This window comes from Tepidimonas sp. HKU78 (genome assembly GCF_049860815.1).
Taxonomy (GTDB): domain Bacteria; phylum Pseudomonadota; class Gammaproteobacteria; order Burkholderiales; family Burkholderiaceae_C; genus Tepidimonas.
Map to the genome: position 1 here is coordinate 1,602,311 of NZ_CP187547.1, position 14,227 is coordinate 1,616,537.

A 14,227-nucleotide genomic window follows, 5' to 3' on the forward strand; every position below is an offset into this window, starting at 1 on the left:
TTGGCGACAGGAGCGTGGCATGGCCCTGACCATCACCGACGAATGCATCAACTGCGACGTGTGCGAGCCCGAGTGCCCCAACCAGGCCATCTCGATGGGCGAGGAACACTACGTCATCGACCCTGGCCGCTGCACCGAATGCGTGGGGCATTTCGATGAGCCGCAGTGCGTACAGGTGTGCCCGGTGAGCTGCATCCCTATCCACCCCGATTTCGTGGAAGACCGCGAGACGCTGTGGCAGAAGTACCGCCGCTTGCAGGCGGCCACAGAGGCGGCCAAGGCCACGGGCGTCGCGGGTTGAGGGCCGGGCGCGTGCCGATTCAGCGCGGTGCCGCGCCGTGCTCGCCCGCATCGCTGGACGGCGGGCGCTGATCGGCGGCAGAAGGACGCGGTGGCTTGGCGCGCGGGGGCTGGCTGGTGTGGATGGCGCTGGTGGCCTTGGCGACGTCGCCGGCCAGCAACGAAGGCAGGGCGCGCGCCGCGCGCTCGATGGCGGCGTCGATCGCCTGCCGCTGCTCCAGCGGCGGTTTGCGCAGCACCCAGTGCACCACCTCGGCCTTGACGCCGGGATGACCGATGCCCAGCCGCAGCCGCCAGTAGTCGGCGCTGCCGAGCTGCGCGTGGATGTCGCGCAGGCCGTTGTGTCCCGCATGGCCGCCGCCGCGCTTGAGCCGGGCGTCGCCCGGCGGTAGGTCCAGCTCGTCGTGTGCGACGAGGATGTGTTCCGGCGCGATCTTGAAAAACCGCGCCAGTGCCGCCACCGCCTGGCCAGATCGGTTCATGTACGTGGTCGGCTTGAGCAGCCACAGCGGCTGGCCCTCGAATTGGGTACGTCCCACCAGACCGAAATACGCGCGCTCGGGGTGCAGCGTGACGCGCAGGTCCTGCGCGACGCGGTCGATCCACCACCACCCCGCGTTGTGGCGGGTGTCTTCGTATTCCGGGCCTGGGTTGCCCAGGCCGACCAGCAGCTTGATCATGGGTGCTTGGCAGGGTGGGGCGCATCAGCACCCCAGACGTGAAAAGGCCCGCACGCGGCGGGCCTCCATTGTGCCGGGTTCGTGGGGCCAAGGGGCGCTCGAGCGCGCCGCCCGCGGGCATCACTTCTTGCCTTTTTTGCCCTTCTTGTCGTCGGCCGCCGCGGCTTGCGGCGCGGTCACCACTTCTTCCACCGGCTCCACCACCGTGGCAATGGTGGGATTGGGCTTGCCGTGGGTGACGATCTTGACGCCCGGGGCCAGCTTGAGGTCGCTGGCGTGCAGGCTTTGGCCCTTGTGCAGCTGGCTCAGGTCGACTTCGATGAAGTCGGGCAGTTGGGTGGCCAGGCACTCGATTTCGATTTCGGTCAGCACGTGGTTGATCAGGCACTTGTCGGCCTTGACCGCGGGCGACTGCTCGGCGTTGACGAAGTGCAGCGGCACCTTCTTGCGCAGGCGGGTATTGTCGTCCACGCGCTGGAAGTCCACGTGCAGCACTTGGGGCTTGTAGGGGTGGTACTGCACGTCGCGCAGCACGACCTTGGTGGTTTGCCCGCCCAGCTCCATCTCGAGGATGGAGGTGTGGAAGGCTTCCTTCTGGATGGCTTGCCACAGCGCGTTGTGGTCCAGCTCGATGGCCTGTGGCTCGGCGCCACCACCATAGACGATGCCGGGGGTCTTGCCGGCGTTGCGCAGGCGGCGGCTCGCACCCGTGCCCTGCTGTTGGCGCTCGAAAGCGACGAATTTCATCTCGATGACTCCAAACATGCGTGGGGTGACCGCGACCAGTGCACCCCGGTTGCAAAAAACCGCCCCGTAGGCGGCGGGTGACCGGATGCCGCGTCAGCGCCGCATCCGGGGTGACGCCTCGCGGCGTCAGGCCTGGTTTTCCATCTCCGCCAGAAACTCCATGACCGAGTCACCGCTGGCGATGCGGGCGATGGTCTCGGCCATCAGTGGTGCGACGGTGAGCGCGCGGATCTTGCCGCAGGCGCGCGCCGCATCGCTGAGCGGGATGGAGTTGGTCACGACCAGCTCGTCGAGCGCATCGCCACGCGCCACGCGCTCGACCGCCGGGCCGGACAAAATCGGGTGGGTGACGTAGGCAAACACCTTGGCCGCGCCGCGCTCCTTGAGCACCTCGGCGGCCTTGACCAGGGTGCCCGCGGTGTCGACCATATCGTCCATGATGACGCAGTGGCGGCCCTCGATGTCACCGATGACGTGCATGACCTCCGACACGTTCGGTTTGGGACGCCGCTTGTCGATAATGGCCATGTCGCAGTCGAGCTGCTTGGCCAGCGCCCGCGCGCGCACCACGCCGCCGACGTCGGGCGAGACGACCAGCAGGTTGGGGTAGTTCTTTTGCCGCAGGTCGCCCAGCAGCACAGGCGAAGCGTAGATGTTGTCGACCGGGATGTCGAAAAAACCCTGGATCTGGTCGGCGTGCAGGTCCATCGTCAGCACGCGCTCCACGCCGACCACCTGCAGCATGTTGGCCACTACCTTGGCGCTGATGGGCACGCGGCTCGAGCGCGGGCGGCGGTCCTGGCGCGCGTAGCCGAAGTAGGGGATGACGGCCGAGATACGAGCGGCCGATGCCCGCTTGAGCGCGTCGACCATGATGACGAGCTCCATGAGGTTCTCGTTGGTCGGCGGGCAGGTGGGCTGGATGATGAAAATGTCGCGTGCGCGGACGTTTTGGCCGATTTGAACGGTTACCTCACCATCCGAGAAGCGGCCCACGTGGGCATTGCCCAAGGTGGTGCCCAGGTATTGGGCGATCTCGGCGGCCAGTGCCGGGTTGGCATTGCCGGTGAAAAGCATGAAATCGGGGGCGTGCGCTGACATCGAGCGTTCCATGGTGTAACCGGCACTGGGAAAGGATTTGGCAGGGGAGGAAGGATTCGAACCCTCGCATGTCGGAATCAAAATCCGATGCCTTAACCAACTTGGCGACTCCCCTACACAGGCTCACCGCTGACGCGGCGCGCCCCATGCAGCGTTGCTGTGTCAGCAGCAACAAGACTCATATTATAGCGTCTTTTTGCCACCCGACCAGCGGATGTTCTGACAACCCGTTGCAGATCTGCACCTGCCAACCGTCCGGCCAGTCGGCCTGCTCGACGGCCTGGGCGTCCGCATCGCTGGTGAGCACGGCAAAAACCGCGCTCCCCGAACCGGTCATGCGGGCCGACAAACCCAGCCGGCCGAGTCGCTGGAGTGCGGCGCCGACGTCGGGACACAGGCGAACCGCCACGGGTTGCATCACGTTGGCGCCCCACAGGCGGCCCGGGGCCGCTATGCAGGCGTCAACGAAGTCCTGCATTATAGCGCGGGGCGTGTCGCGTTCGAGATCGGGGGCCTGGTAAATGGCGGCGGTGCGGGTGCCGGCGCGCGGCTTGACCACGGCGTAGCGCGCAGGCGGCAGCTCGAGTGGGGTCAGGCGCTCACCGATACCCTCGACCCAGGCGTTGCGGCCGCCCAGGAAGAACGGCACGTCGGCGCCCAGTCGCGCGCCCAGCTCGATCAACGCGCGGCGTGGCCAGTTCAGGCCCCAGAGGCGATCGAGCGCGATCAGCGTGCTGGCGGCGTCACTGGAGCCGCCCCCCAGCCCGGCTTGTTGTGGGATGCGCTTTTCCAGCACGATGTGCGCTCCCAGCGGGCAGCCGCTGGCGGCGCGCAGCGCGCGCGCCGCGCGCAGGCACAGATCATCCTCGGGCAGCGCGGGCCCGTCGGTGGTGTGCAGATCCTCGCGCGAGAGCTGACCGTCGCGGCGCAGCTCGAAGTGCAGTGTGTCGGCCCAGTCGATCAGGCGAAACACCGACTGCAGTTCGTGATATCCATCGGCGCGCCGGCCGGTCACGTGCAGAAACAGGTTGAGCTTGGCAGGAGCGGGGACGTCGAGCAGTCGTTGCATGGAGGGGATCAGGGTTGCCAGATCAGCCGCAGGTCGGCCGCTGGGGGCGGATCGCTGCGCCGCAGGCGCAGCCGTCCTGTGGGCTGCTGCGACAGATCGACCTGCCAGCCCGGGGCCTCGTGGGGGACGCCGCGCAACCAGGCAAACAGCGCGGTGACAGGCACCGGTGTGCCGATCAAGTCGGCGGTGAGCGCATCCAGCCCGTCATAAGGGCGTGGGTCTGTGTCGCGTCGCTCGACCCAGGCACCGCTGCCGTCCCAACGGATCGTGGCCAGGGTCTGACCCAGGGGCGTGGACAGGCGCAGCTCGCCCTGCGCGGGCGTGCCGCTGAGCTCGAAGCCGGCCGACCAGTGTTGCGGCGGATCGGTGGCCAGGGACAGCGCCAGCCGTCCACTCCAGTGGGATGCGGCCGATGGTTTAGACGGCGCTGGCGGTGGCGGCGTGGCGCAGCCTGCCAAGAGGGCGACGGCGACCGCCGCCACCACCCCGCGCCAGCGCGCACGAGGGGACAGCAGAGCCAGACTCACGGTTGGACGCCGAGGCGCTGCAGCGTCTCGGTCAGGGTGCGGTTGCGGGCGTCAAGGGCAAGGCCCTGACGCCAGACGGCCAGCGCCTCTTCGCGCTCACCCAGCACCCACAGCACCTCGCCCAGGTGAGCGGCGATCTCGGCATCCGGGCGCTGCTGCATGGCTTGCGTGAGCAGTCGTCGCGCCTCGGGCCAATTGCCCAGACGGTATTCCACCCAGCCTAGGCTGTCGATGATGTAGGCGTCGTCCGGCGCGCGGCGCAGCGCTTCCTCGATCAGCGCCTTGGCCTCGGTCAGGCGCACGCCACGGTCGGCCAGGGCGTAGCCCAGCGCGTTGTAGGCGTGCGCGTCGTCGGGTTTGCGCGCGATGACGGCCCGCAGCAGCCGCTCCATCTCGTCGAGCCGACCGGTGCGCTCGGCCACCATCGCCAGCTCATACTGCAGATCGGGGTCGTCGGGCGTGTCGCGCAGGGCCTGGGTCAGCACGTCATACGCGGCTTGCGGCTGGTCTTGGTCGCGCAGCAGCCGCGCTTCGGCGATCAGCAGGCGGCGCCGTTCGTCCGGGCGCGCCGTACGGGTGTGCTGCAGTACCGCGCGCGCCTCGGCCATGCGCCCGCGCTCGGCCAGCGCTTGGGCATAGCTGATGGCGACCACCGGATCGGTGTCGGTGGCGTTGCGGGTCGCATGCAAGTAGCGCTGCACCAGAGGTTCGGCTTCTTCTGGGCGGCGTTCGAGCAGCTCCACGGCCAGCAAAGCACCCGCGGCGGCGCGCGGGGCGGCCTGGATGGCTTGGCGCGCGGCGTGCAATGCCTGTTCATCGTCGCCGGCTTGGCGATGCACGCGCCCGAGCGCGGCCCACGCCGCTGCCGAGGTCGGGGCCTCGCGCAAAAAAGGCTCGAGTGCGGTTTGGGCAGCGGCCACCGCCTCGGCCTTGTCCGACGCGCGCGCCAGCAGCGAGGGGATCACGGCAATCAGCGCAGGGCGTTGCGGCGCCGGGGTGGCGCGTATCCAGTCGCGCAGGACCGGGCCCGCCTCGCGTACCCGCTGCAGCCCGAGCAGTAATTGCAGTTCGGTGCGGCGCGCTTCGTCGTCGGCAGGCAGGCGTTGCCGCCATTCACGCACCGCGGACAGCGCCGCTTGTGGTGCGCGACCCTGCAGCGCGATTTCCATCGCGCGCCGAAAGAGCTCCGGGTGGCCAGTGCGTCGGGCCACTTCCAGGATGATGGAGTAGGCCGCGCCCGGGTCGTGGCGGCGTTGCAGTTCGGCGATCAGCAGTTGATAAAACAGCTCCGCATCGAGCCCCGAGGGGGCGGTGTCGGGCCTCGACGCTGGTGCGCCAGCGATGGGCAGCGCGGGTTGCCCAGCCGGTTGGGCGAGCGCCGGCGGCAGCGCCAAGCCGGCGAGCAGCCAGAGGATGACGAGCGGGGAGCGCAGGCGCGGCATGGACGGTCCGATCGGGGGTGTGCTCGGTTGATGATAATGCAGTGCGTCCATTTCCTCGTTCCGTGAGTCGTCATGCCCGAGTTGCCCGAAGTCGAAGTGACCCGATTGCGCATCGCCGACCGGTTGGCGGGGGCGCGCATCGAGGCCGTGTGCTGCGGGCTTCCGCTGCGCTGGCCGCTGGGGGTGGAGCCACCAGCGCTGGTGGGCCGTCGCGTGCAGGCGGTGCGGCGGCGTGGCAAGTACTTGCTGATCGAATTGGAGGTCGGTTGGCTGCTGGTGCACCTGGGCATGTCGGGCAGCCTGACGTGGTTGACGCAGCCGCCACCGCCAGGCCGACATGATCATTTCGATCTGGTGACCGACCGCGGCACGCTGCGCCTGCACGATCCGCGCCGGTTCGGGGCCGTGGTCTATGCGCACGCGCTCGACGCCCCGGTGGCGCAGCGGCTGTTGGGCGGGCTGGGGGTCGAGCCGCTGGACGAGGCGTTCGACCCAGTGCGTTTTCATGCCGCGTTGCGCCGGCGGCGCGCAGCCATCAAGAGCGTGCTGCTGGCCGGCGACGTGGTGGTGGGCGTGGGCAACATCTACGCCAGCGAAGCCCTGTTTTTGGCGGGCATCCGTCCGACTACGCCCGCGATGCGCATCAGCCGCGCGCGGGCCCAGCGACTGCATGCGGCGATCCGGCAGGTGCTGCAACGCGCGCTGGCCGTGGGGGGCAGCACGCTGCGGGATTTTCGCGCTGACGGGCAGGATGGGCACTTTCAGCTCGAGACGTGGGTCTATGGCCGCGCGGGCCAGCCGTGCCGAATCTGTGGTCAACCGATTCGTGTGATGCGTCAAGGGCAGCGCTCGACGTACTACTGCGCACATTGTCAGACGCGCTGAAACCCATGGATTTTTTTTCGCGCGTGGTGGCCTGGCAGCGCGTGCATGGCCGCCGGGGGCTGCCGTGGCAAGGCAGCCGCGACCCTTATCGAGTCTGGCTGTCCGAAGTGATGCTACAGCAGACGCAAGTCGCCACCGTGCTGCGCTATTACGAGCGTTTCTTGCAGCGTTTTCCAGACGTGTACACGCTCGCCGCCGCGTCGCTGGACGAGGTGTTGGCGCTCTGGAGCGGCCTGGGCTACTACAGCCGCGCGCGCCACTTGCATGCGTGTGCAAAGGCTGTGGTGCAACACCATGGCGGGGTGTTTCCTGCGACGGCCGATGCGCTGGCGACGCTGCCAGGCATCGGGCCATCCACGGCAGCTGCCATCGCCGCGTTTTGCTGGGGTGAGCGCCGCTCGATCCTGGACGGCAACGTGCGGCGGGTGCTGGCACGCGTGTGGGCCGATGCAGGCCCGGACGCGGCCGCGCATCGGTGGTGGTGGAACACCGCGCAGGCGCTGGTGCCCGCCGATGCGTCGGCCGATGACATGGCGGCGTACACGCAGGGCTTGATGGATCTGGGCGCGACGGTGTGTACCCGAACACGGCCGCGCTGTGCCGATTGCCCTGTGGCCACGCTATGCGCAGGCCACGCCAGCGGCGAGCCGACCCGCTGGCCGGCGCGCACGCCCCGTCCGGCGCGCCGCACCGAGACCTGGTGGCTGCCCCTGTATGTGCGCGCGGATGGCGCCTGGTGGCTGCAACGTCGCCCGGCGCGTGGTATTTGGGCCGGGTTGTGGTCGCCGCCCGTGCTGCGCGAGGAGGCGGGGCTGCGCGCCTGGTTGGCGTCGCATCCCGACGTGCGTGCGCAGTGGGCACCGGTCATCGACCACGCGCTGACGCACCGCGACCTGCGTTTGCAGCCCGTGTGCTGCCGTGTGCCGCTGGCCGATGCGGCGGTGGCACCCAATGCGCCGGGCGTGCTGCCCGACCAGGGGGCATGGTGGGTCCCGGCTGACGCGTTTGCGCTCGGCTTGCCAGCTCCGGTGCGTGCGTGGCTTCAGGCGCTGGGGGCGGGTGAGCGCACGTCCAGCTCGCGGTGACGGCGCTGCACCGACCACTGGGGAGCGAAGTGCGCGGCCAGCCGCTCGACCAGATAGACCGAGCGGTGCTGCCCGCCGGTGCAGCCGATGGCCACCGTGACGTAGCTGCGGTGATCGCGCACCAGGCGCGGCAGCCAATGCTCCAGAAAGCGGGTGATGTGCGTGCGCATCTCGGCGACCTCGGGTTCGGCCTCCAGATAGGCTGCCACCGCCGGGTCCAGCCCCGTCAGGGGCCGCAGTGCGGGATCGTAGTGGGGGTTGGGCAGCATGCGCACGTCGAACACGAAGTCGGCGTCCATCGGCACGCCACGTTTGAAGGCGAACGATTCGAACACCAGCGCCAGCGGCGCGGGGGTGCGCACCAGCAGCGACTTGACTTCGGTGCGCAACTGGGCAGCCTTGAGCTGGCTGGTGTCGATGACCAGGGCCCCTTCGCGCAGCGGTGCCAGCAACTCGCGCTCCAGCGCCAGTGCATCGACCAGCGCGCGTCGCTGGTCGGCGCTGTGGCGCACCGACAGCGGGTGCATGCGCCGCGTCTCGGAGTAGCGGCGGATCAGCACGTCGTCGCTGGCATCCAGAAACAGGATGGTGAGCGCCATGTCGCGCTCGCGCAGCGCGGCCAGCCGCTGCGGCAAGCCCGGCAGCGACGCGGCGCTGCGCACGTCGATCGCCACGGCCACCCGCTCGGCGTGGTGGCTGCGCTCGACGTCGATGAACGCCTCCAGCAGCTCCGGCGGCAGGTTGTCCACGCAGTAAAAGCCCGAGTCCTCCAACGCATGCAGGGCCACGGATTTGCCCGACCCCGACATGCCGGTGATGAGCACGAGCTGCAGCGGCCCACCCGCGGCAGGCGTCGTCTGCGGGGCGGCGTCGGCGTTGGGCGTGGGCTGGGTCGGTGGGTTCATGGCTGCAGCAGCTCCCGTGCGTGGGCCAGTGAGGTCTCCGAGCCGCTGCCGCCCAACATGCGCGCCAGCTCCTGGACGCGCGCGTCACCCTCCAGCGGCGTGACCAGGCTGACCGTGGCGCCGCCCTCGCGTGTCTTGCTCACGTGCAGGTGGTGATGGGCGCACGCGGCCACCTGGGGGAGGTGGGTGACAGCCAATACCTGGCGGTCGCCGCCTAACCGCGCCATCAACTGGCCCACCGTGTGCGCCACGGCACCGCCAATACCGCTGTCGATCTCGTCGAAGATCAGTGTGGGAGCCTCACCCAACTGGCTGGTGACGACCGCGATCGCGAGTGCGATGCGCGACAACTCACCGCCCGAGGCCACTTTGCCCACCGGGCGCGGCGTGGTGCCCGCGTGCCCTGCGACCAAAAACTCCACGCGCTCCAGCCCGCTGGCCTGCGGCTCGGGCAGCGGCTCCAGCCGCACCTCGAAGCGGCCACCGGCCATGCCCAAGCCTTGCATCGCCTCGGTGATGGCTGCGCCTAGCCTCGCGGCAGCGGGCTGCCGCGCTTGGGAGACGGCCTGCGCCTGCGCCAGGAAAGCGGCACGCGCCCGCTCAGCGCTGGCGCGCAGCGCATCCAGATCGGCTGCGCGTTGCAGCTCGCGCAGGCGGGCCTGCCAGTCCTGCCAGCGCTGGTGCAGCTCTTGCGGTGGGCAGCGGTAGCGGCGTGCCAGCGCCAGCCAGCGCGACAGGCGCTCGTCCAGGGCCGCCAGCGCGGCCGGGTCCAGTTCGGTGTGCGCGGCGTGGTGCTGCAAGTCGCGGCAGGCGTCGCTCACCTGGTCGAGTGCTTGCTGCAGCACGTCGGCCAGCTCGGCATAGCGGGGTTCGATGTGCGCCTGCTCGCGCAGCGCGTGGATGGCGCGACCCATCAGCCCGCTGGCGTTGATCTCGTCGCCGTCCAGCGCGGCCAGCGCGCTCTGCGCGGCGTCGATCAGCGTTTGCGCGTGCGCCAGCCGGGCGTGCTGGCGGTTGAGTTCGTCCCACTCGTCCGCCCCGGGCGCGAGCCGCGCCACCTCGTCGATTTGCCACTGCAGCCGCTCGCGTTCGGCGTCGCGCGTGGCTTGGCCCGCGATGGCGGCCTCCAGCGCCGCCTCGGCGCTGCGCCAGTCCAACCACGCCGCTTGCAGGGCCGAGGTGTCCAGCCGGGCGTAGCGGTCTAGCAAGTCGCGCACGCGGTCCGCCCGCGTCAGGCTCTGCCACGCGTGCTGGCCGTGGATGTCCACCAGGTATTCCCCCAGCGCCCGCAGCTGGGCGGCGGTGGCCGGGCTGCCGTGGATCCAGGCGCGGCTGCGGCCTTGCGCATCGACGGTGCGGCGCAGCAACACGGGTTCGCCCGCGGCCACCTCGAACCCCTGTTCGCGCAGCCAATCGAGGGCAGCGCGCGGCACGTCGAACTCACCTGCCACCTCGGCGCGCGCCGCGCCCTCACGCACCACGTGCGCTTCCGCGCGTCCGCCCAACAGCAGTTGGAGCGCATCGATCAGGATCGACTTGCCCGCTCCGGTTTCCCCGGTCAGGGCCGTGAATCCGGGGCCCAATTCCAGATCCAACGAGCGCACGATGACGAAGTCGCGTACCGCCAGCCGCAGCCAGCTCATGCCTCGGTCTCCTTGACGGGGGTCATGTGGCAACCCCTTCGTTCCAGTGCAGCTTGCGCCGCAGGGTATCGAAGTAGCTCCAGCCCACCGGGTGCAGCAGCCGCAGCGTGTGCACCGAGCGCCGTACCACAATGCGGTCGCCCGGCAGCAGGCTGGTAAACGTTTGCATGTCGAAGTGCGCGCTGGGTTCGCGTCCGGCGACCACTTCGATCACGATCTCGCCGTCGCTGGGCAGCACGATGGGGCGGTTGGACAGCGTGTGCGGCGCGATCGGCACCATCACCCAGCCGGCGATCGCGGGGTGCAACAGGGGGCCACCGGCCGACAGGGCGTAGGCGGTGGAACCCGTGGGCGAGGCGATGATGAGCCCATCGGCGCGCTGGTTGGCCACAAAGTGGCCATCGACCTCGACGCGCAGCTCGACCATGCTGGGGGCACCCCCTCGGTTGACCACCACGTCGTTCATGGCGATGGTCTCGAACACGCCATGCCCATCGCGCCAGACGCCGGCGTGCATGAGGGTGCGGCGCTCTTCCTCGTAAGCCCCGCGCAGCATGGGATGCAGGATGTCGGCGAACCGATCGAACGGAATGTCGGTGATGAACCCAAGCCGCCCCTGGTTGATTCCGATGAGGGGTACACCATAAGGCCCCAACTGGCGGCCGATGCCCAGCATGGTGCCATCACCCCCGACGACCAGTGCCAGGTCACAATGCGCGCCGATGCCCGCAACGTCGCGCGTGCCATCCCCCAGCGGGCCGATGTGGTGCGCCGTCTCTCGCTCCAGCGTCACCTCGCACCCTTGGTCGTGCAAAAAGTGCACGACCTGCTCCAGGGCCTCGCGGCTGCCACTGGCGTGGTATTTGCCCACCAGGGCCACGCGCTCAAAGCGCAACGCAGCACTGCCGTCCACGGACGCGACGGGCGATGCGGGCTGCACGGTGGGCGGTTTCATGCTCAAATTACAACACGAGAAAGCGACGGTGCCATGATGTTAGACGAGCGTTCCAAATTGCTGCTCAAGGCGTTGGTCGAGCGCTACATAGCGGACGGCCAGCCGGTGGGCTCGCGCACGCTGTCCAAGGCGGCCGGGCTCGATCTGTCGCCCGCAACGATCCGCAACGTGATGAGCGACCTGGAGGACTTGGGGCTGGTGGCCAGTCCCCACACCTCGGCCGGGCGCGTGCCGACACCGCGCGGCTACCGCTATTTCGTGGACACGATGCTGACCGTGCGGCGCGCCGAGCTGCCCACCATCGACGCCCTGCCCGCGCCGGCGTTGGCGGCCGACCAGCCGCGCCAAGTGCTCAGCCAGGCGGCGCAGCTACTGTCGCAGCTGTCGCACTTCGTGGGCGTGGTGCGGGTGCCGCGGCGGTCGGCCGTGTTTCGGCACATCGAATTTCTGCGTCTGTCGGAGCGCCGCGTGCTCGTTATTCTGGTCTCGCCCGACGGGGAGGTGCAAAACCGCATCCTGCACCCCCAGACGGAATTTACCCAAGATCAGCTGCAGTCGGCGGCCAACTACCTGAATGCGCACTACGCCGGGCTGGCGCTCGACGAGGTGCGTGCGCGCCTGCGCGACGAGGTGGATACCCTGCGCGGCGAGATTGCGGGGCTGATGGTCAAGGCGGTGGAGGCCGGCAGCGAGGCGGCCCAGACGGACGAGGTGGTGATCGCGGGCGAGCGCAACCTGCTGGAGGTCGACGACTTTGCGCGCGACATGAGCAATCTGCGTAAGCTGTTCGATTTGTTCGAGCAAAAAACCCAGGTCATGCGGCTGCTGGACATCTCGGCCCAGGCCGACGGGGTGAGCATTTTCATCGGTGGCGACAGCCAGGTGGTGCCATACGAAGAGCTCTCGGTGGTCAGCGCGCCGTATGAAGTCGACGGCCAAGTCGTGGGTACCTTGGGCGTCATCGGCCCGCAGCGCATGCCCTACGACCGCATGATCCAAATCGTCGACATTACCGCCAAGCTGGTCGGGCAAGCGCTCAGTCAGGGTCGGGGGGAGTGATCGCGCGAAGCCATTAGCAGTCTGCTCAGGCGGTATCGTCGTCCACTGCCAGCCAGTCGGTCGCGTCCAGTCCGGAGGGTGCGTCGGCTGGCAGCGCCTCCACGCCCCGCAGGCGGCGCTCGATGGCGCGTGTGCGCACGCCGATGTCGTCGAACTTGCGCGCCGCCTGGTCGATCGATTTGCGCGTGGCGTCGATGATCTGGCCGAATTTGCCAAACTCGGTCTTGACGCTGGCCAGGATGGCCCACACCTCGGACGAGCGCTTCTCGATCGCCAGCGTGCGAAAGCCCAGCCGCAGGCTGTTGAGCATGGCGGCCAACGTCGTGGGCCCTGCCAGCACGACGCGGCATTCGTTTTGTAGCGTCTCGACCATGCCGGGGATGCGGCAAGCCTCGGCGAACAGCCCCTCGGTGGGCAGGAACAGGATCGCGAAGTCAGTGGTCTTGGGGGGGTTGAGGTATTTTTCGCGGATTTTGCGCGCCTCGGCCTTGAGCGCACTGGCAAACGCCTGCGTCGCCCGGGCGATCGTGTCTTTGTCACCGCTGTCGTGCGCGTCCAGCAGCCGCTGATAGTCCTCCACCGGGTACTTGGAGTCGATCGGCAGCCACACCGTCTCCTGGTCGTGGCGCCCCGGCATCTTGATTGCGAACTCGACCAGCTCGTTGCTGCCCTCGACGGTGCGCACGTTGCGCTCGTATTGTTCGACGGTCAAGAGGCTGTCGATGAGCGCGCCCAGTTGCACCTCGCCCCACGTGCCGCGTGCGCGTACGTTGGTCATGACGCGCTTGAGGTCGCCCACGCTACCGGCCAGTTGCTTCATCTCGCCCAGGCCGGCGTGCACCTGCTCCAGCCGTTCGCTCACCAAGCGGAAGGAATCGCCCAGGCGCTGCTCCAGCGTGGCGTGTAGTTTTTCGTCGACGGTGCGGCGCATCTCCTCCAGCTTGGTGGTGTTGTCGGCTTGGATGGCCGCCAGCCGCTCGTTGAGCGCGGCACGCAGCTGCTCCGAGTTGTGCTGTGCCCCCTGCACCATCGCCTGCAACTGCTGTGCCACCGAATCCTGCAGCGCGGCAAACTGTCGGTGCATCAGGCCGCCCGTTGCTTCGAGCTGGTCCTTCAGGGCCTGCGACATCGCGCCCAACTGGGCGGAGACGTCGCGCTTGAGCGCTTCCAGCGTGGTCTGTGTGGCCTGCCCCAGTTCCTGTCGACCTTGGCGCGCTTCTTCCACGGTGCGGTCGAGTTTGGCGTCGAGCGTCTGGCGCGATGCCTCCAGCCGCTCGGCCGTGGCCGCCGTGAACTCATCGAGCCGGGTGTGCAGCCGCTCCACCCCGGCGTCGAGCCGGGCGCCCGTCTGCAGCAGCGCCTGCATTTGCTGCTCCAGCAGCCCCAGGCGGGCCGCCAAGTCGGCCGGTGTCTCGAAGCGCGGCCGACGCAGCAGCAGCACGAGCAGCAAAGCCACACCCAGCAGGCCCAGCCCGACGGCGGCCAGCAGCAAGGATTCGTTGGTCATGTCGGCATCCTCCCCAAGGGTCGATCCGCAAGCATAGCGCGTAAAGCGTGCCCACTGGCCGTCGCCGCCCCGTACAATGCAGGCCTCCGCTGGGGCCGTTAGCTCAGTTGGTCAGAGCAGGGGACTCATAATCCCTTGGTCGCAGGTTCGAGCCCTGCACGGCCTACCAGGAAAATCAATGGGTGACGCGGCTTTCCCCAAAGTTGTACCCGCGGCGCACGTGGGTTGCTTTGGGATGTGTAGACACGGTGTAGGAAGCACTTTCAGTGTCCGCACCGGACCGGTTGTCGGCTCAGAGTGTCATTCAGCCAGACACCGCATG

14 protein-coding genes and 2 tRNA genes are annotated in these 14,227 nt (G+C 68.7%); 5 read left to right on the forward strand and 11 right to left on the reverse strand.

Going from position 1 to position 14,227, the window contains the following annotated elements; all coding sequences use genetic code 11:
* Positions 1-19 precede the first annotated feature (19 nt).
* Positions 20-301 carry a YfhL family 4Fe-4S dicluster ferredoxin gene (locus ACPYIS_RS08070; RefSeq protein WP_424894761.1) on the forward strand — a complete coding sequence of 94 codons (282 nt, stop codon included), beginning with the start codon at positions 20-22 and terminating at the stop codon, positions 299-301.
* Between the two features lie 19 nt (positions 302-320).
* Here ACPYIS_RS08070 and pth read toward each other — a convergent pair whose 3' ends face one another.
* From pth to ACPYIS_RS08105, 7 genes are all read right to left on the reverse strand, one after another.
* Positions 321-980: an aminoacyl-tRNA hydrolase gene (pth, locus tag ACPYIS_RS08075; RefSeq protein WP_424894760.1), complete on the reverse strand. Its 660-nt coding sequence runs from the start codon at positions 978-980 to the stop codon at positions 321-323.
* A 120-nt stretch (positions 981-1,100) separates the two neighbouring features.
* The gene (locus tag ACPYIS_RS08080) at positions 1,101-1,727 is read right to left on the reverse strand and encodes a 50S ribosomal protein L25/general stress protein Ctc (protein ID WP_299020384.1); all 627 of its coding nucleotides are present in this window, start codon (positions 1,725-1,727) and stop codon (positions 1,101-1,103) included.
* Positions 1,728-1,853: 126 nt separating this feature from the next.
* Positions 1,854-2,828: a ribose-phosphate pyrophosphokinase gene (locus ACPYIS_RS08085; RefSeq protein ID WP_299020387.1), complete on the reverse strand. Its 975-nt coding sequence runs from the start codon at positions 2,826-2,828 to the stop codon at positions 1,854-1,856.
* A gap of 38 nt (positions 2,829-2,866) precedes the next feature.
* Positions 2,867-2,943, reverse strand: a tRNA-Gln gene (locus ACPYIS_RS08090).
* A gap of 63 nt (positions 2,944-3,006) precedes the next feature.
* Positions 3,007-3,897 carry a 4-(cytidine 5'-diphospho)-2-C-methyl-D-erythritol kinase gene (gene ispE, locus ACPYIS_RS08095; protein WP_299020389.1) on the reverse strand — a complete coding sequence of 297 codons (891 nt, stop codon included), beginning with the start codon at positions 3,895-3,897 and terminating at the stop codon, positions 3,007-3,009.
* Between the two features lie 8 nt (positions 3,898-3,905).
* Complete coding sequence (locus tag ACPYIS_RS08100) at positions 3,906-4,424, reverse strand: lipoprotein insertase outer membrane protein LolB (RefSeq protein ID WP_424859581.1); 519 nt, start codon at positions 4,422-4,424, stop codon at positions 3,906-3,908.
* Positions 4,421-5,866, reverse strand: coding sequence for a tetratricopeptide repeat protein (locus tag ACPYIS_RS08105; protein ID WP_424894759.1), 1,446 nt, complete (start codon positions 5,864-5,866; stop codon positions 4,421-4,423). Before ACPYIS_RS08105 ends, ACPYIS_RS08100 begins: the two co-directional genes overlap by 4 nt.
* A 72-nt stretch (positions 5,867-5,938) precedes the next feature.
* On the opposite strand from ACPYIS_RS08105, the gene mutM reads away from it, so the two are divergent.
* The gene (gene mutM, locus ACPYIS_RS08110) at positions 5,939-6,751 is read left to right on the forward strand and encodes a bifunctional DNA-formamidopyrimidine glycosylase/DNA-(apurinic or apyrimidinic site) lyase (protein WP_424859579.1); all 813 of its coding nucleotides are present in this window, start codon (positions 5,939-5,941) and stop codon (positions 6,749-6,751) included.
* Between the two features lie 5 nt (positions 6,752-6,756).
* Entirely contained in the window at positions 6,757-7,836 is a 1,080-nt protein-coding gene (mutY, locus tag ACPYIS_RS08115) for an A/G-specific adenine glycosylase (RefSeq protein ID WP_424859578.1), read from the forward strand.
* Here mutY and rapZ read toward each other — a convergent pair.
* The 3 genes from rapZ to ACPYIS_RS08130 are packed head-to-tail and all read right to left on the reverse strand — an operon-like array spanning position 7,794 to position 11,345.
* Positions 7,794-8,741 (reverse strand): RNase adapter RapZ, encoded by a 948-nt coding sequence (gene rapZ, locus ACPYIS_RS08120; protein WP_424859577.1) that lies wholly within the window; start codon positions 8,739-8,741, stop codon positions 7,794-7,796. The two genes, mutY and rapZ, sit on opposite strands and share 43 nt — an antisense overlap.
* Positions 8,738-10,384: a DNA repair protein RecN gene (gene recN / locus ACPYIS_RS08125; RefSeq protein ID WP_299022312.1), complete on the reverse strand. Its 1,647-nt coding sequence runs from the start codon at positions 10,382-10,384 to the stop codon at positions 8,738-8,740. Before recN ends, rapZ begins: the two co-directional genes overlap by 4 nt.
* A gap of 22 nt (positions 10,385-10,406) precedes the next feature.
* Positions 10,407-11,345, reverse strand: a complete 939-nt coding sequence (locus ACPYIS_RS08130) for an NAD kinase (protein WP_424859576.1) — start codon at positions 11,343-11,345, stop codon at positions 10,407-10,409.
* A gap of 30 nt (positions 11,346-11,375) precedes the next feature.
* Here ACPYIS_RS08130 and hrcA point away from each other — a divergent pair, with 30 nt between their 5' ends.
* The gene (hrcA, locus tag ACPYIS_RS08135) at positions 11,376-12,398 is read left to right on the forward strand and encodes a heat-inducible transcriptional repressor HrcA (protein WP_299022332.1); all 1,023 of its coding nucleotides are present in this window, start codon (positions 11,376-11,378) and stop codon (positions 12,396-12,398) included.
* A gap of 25 nt (positions 12,399-12,423) precedes the next feature.
* Here hrcA and rmuC read toward each other — a convergent pair whose 3' ends face one another.
* Entirely contained in the window at positions 12,424-13,905 is a 1,482-nt protein-coding gene (gene rmuC, locus ACPYIS_RS08140; RefSeq protein WP_424859575.1) for a DNA recombination protein RmuC, read from the reverse strand.
* 92 nt (positions 13,906-13,997) lie between these two features.
* Here rmuC and ACPYIS_RS08145 point away from each other — a divergent pair.
* Positions 13,998-14,074, forward strand: a tRNA-Ile gene (locus tag ACPYIS_RS08145).
* Positions 14,075-14,227 lie beyond the last annotated feature (153 nt).

Excerpts from the sequence above, each read along its gene's own strand:
- ACPYIS_RS08070 (WP_424894761.1), top strand. The coding sequence starts at position 20 with ATGGCCCTGACCATCACCGACGAATGCATCAACTGCGACGTGTGCGAG.
- pth (WP_424894760.1), bottom strand. The coding sequence starts at position 980 with ATGATCAAGCTGCTGGTCGGCCTGGGCAACCCAGGCCCGGAATACGAA.
- ACPYIS_RS08080 (WP_299020384.1), bottom strand. The coding sequence starts at position 1,727 with ATGAAATTCGTCGCTTTCGAGCGCCAACAGCAGGGCACGGGTGCGAGC.
- ACPYIS_RS08085 (WP_299020387.1), bottom strand. The coding sequence starts at position 2,828 with ATGTCAGCGCACGCCCCCGATTTCATGCTTTTCACCGGCAATGCCAAC.
- ispE (WP_299020389.1), bottom strand. The coding sequence starts at position 3,897 with ATGCAACGACTGCTCGACGTCCCCGCTCCTGCCAAGCTCAACCTGTTT.
- ACPYIS_RS08105 (WP_424894759.1), bottom strand. The coding sequence starts at position 5,866 with ATGCCGCGCCTGCGCTCCCCGCTCGTCATCCTCTGGCTGCTCGCCGGC.
- mutM (WP_424859579.1), top strand. The coding sequence starts at position 5,939 with ATGCCCGAGTTGCCCGAAGTCGAAGTGACCCGATTGCGCATCGCCGAC.
- mutY (WP_424859578.1), top strand. The coding sequence starts at position 6,757 with ATGGATTTTTTTTCGCGCGTGGTGGCCTGGCAGCGCGTGCATGGCCGC.
- rapZ (WP_424859577.1), bottom strand. The coding sequence starts at position 8,741 with ATGAACCCACCGACCCAGCCCACGCCCAACGCCGACGCCGCCCCGCAG.
- recN (WP_299022312.1), bottom strand. The coding sequence starts at position 10,384 with ATGAGCTGGCTGCGGCTGGCGGTACGCGACTTCGTCATCGTGCGCTCG.
- hrcA (WP_299022332.1), top strand. The coding sequence starts at position 11,376 with ATGTTAGACGAGCGTTCCAAATTGCTGCTCAAGGCGTTGGTCGAGCGC.
- rmuC (WP_424859575.1), bottom strand. The coding sequence starts at position 13,905 with ATGACCAACGAATCCTTGCTGCTGGCCGCCGTCGGGCTGGGCCTGCTG.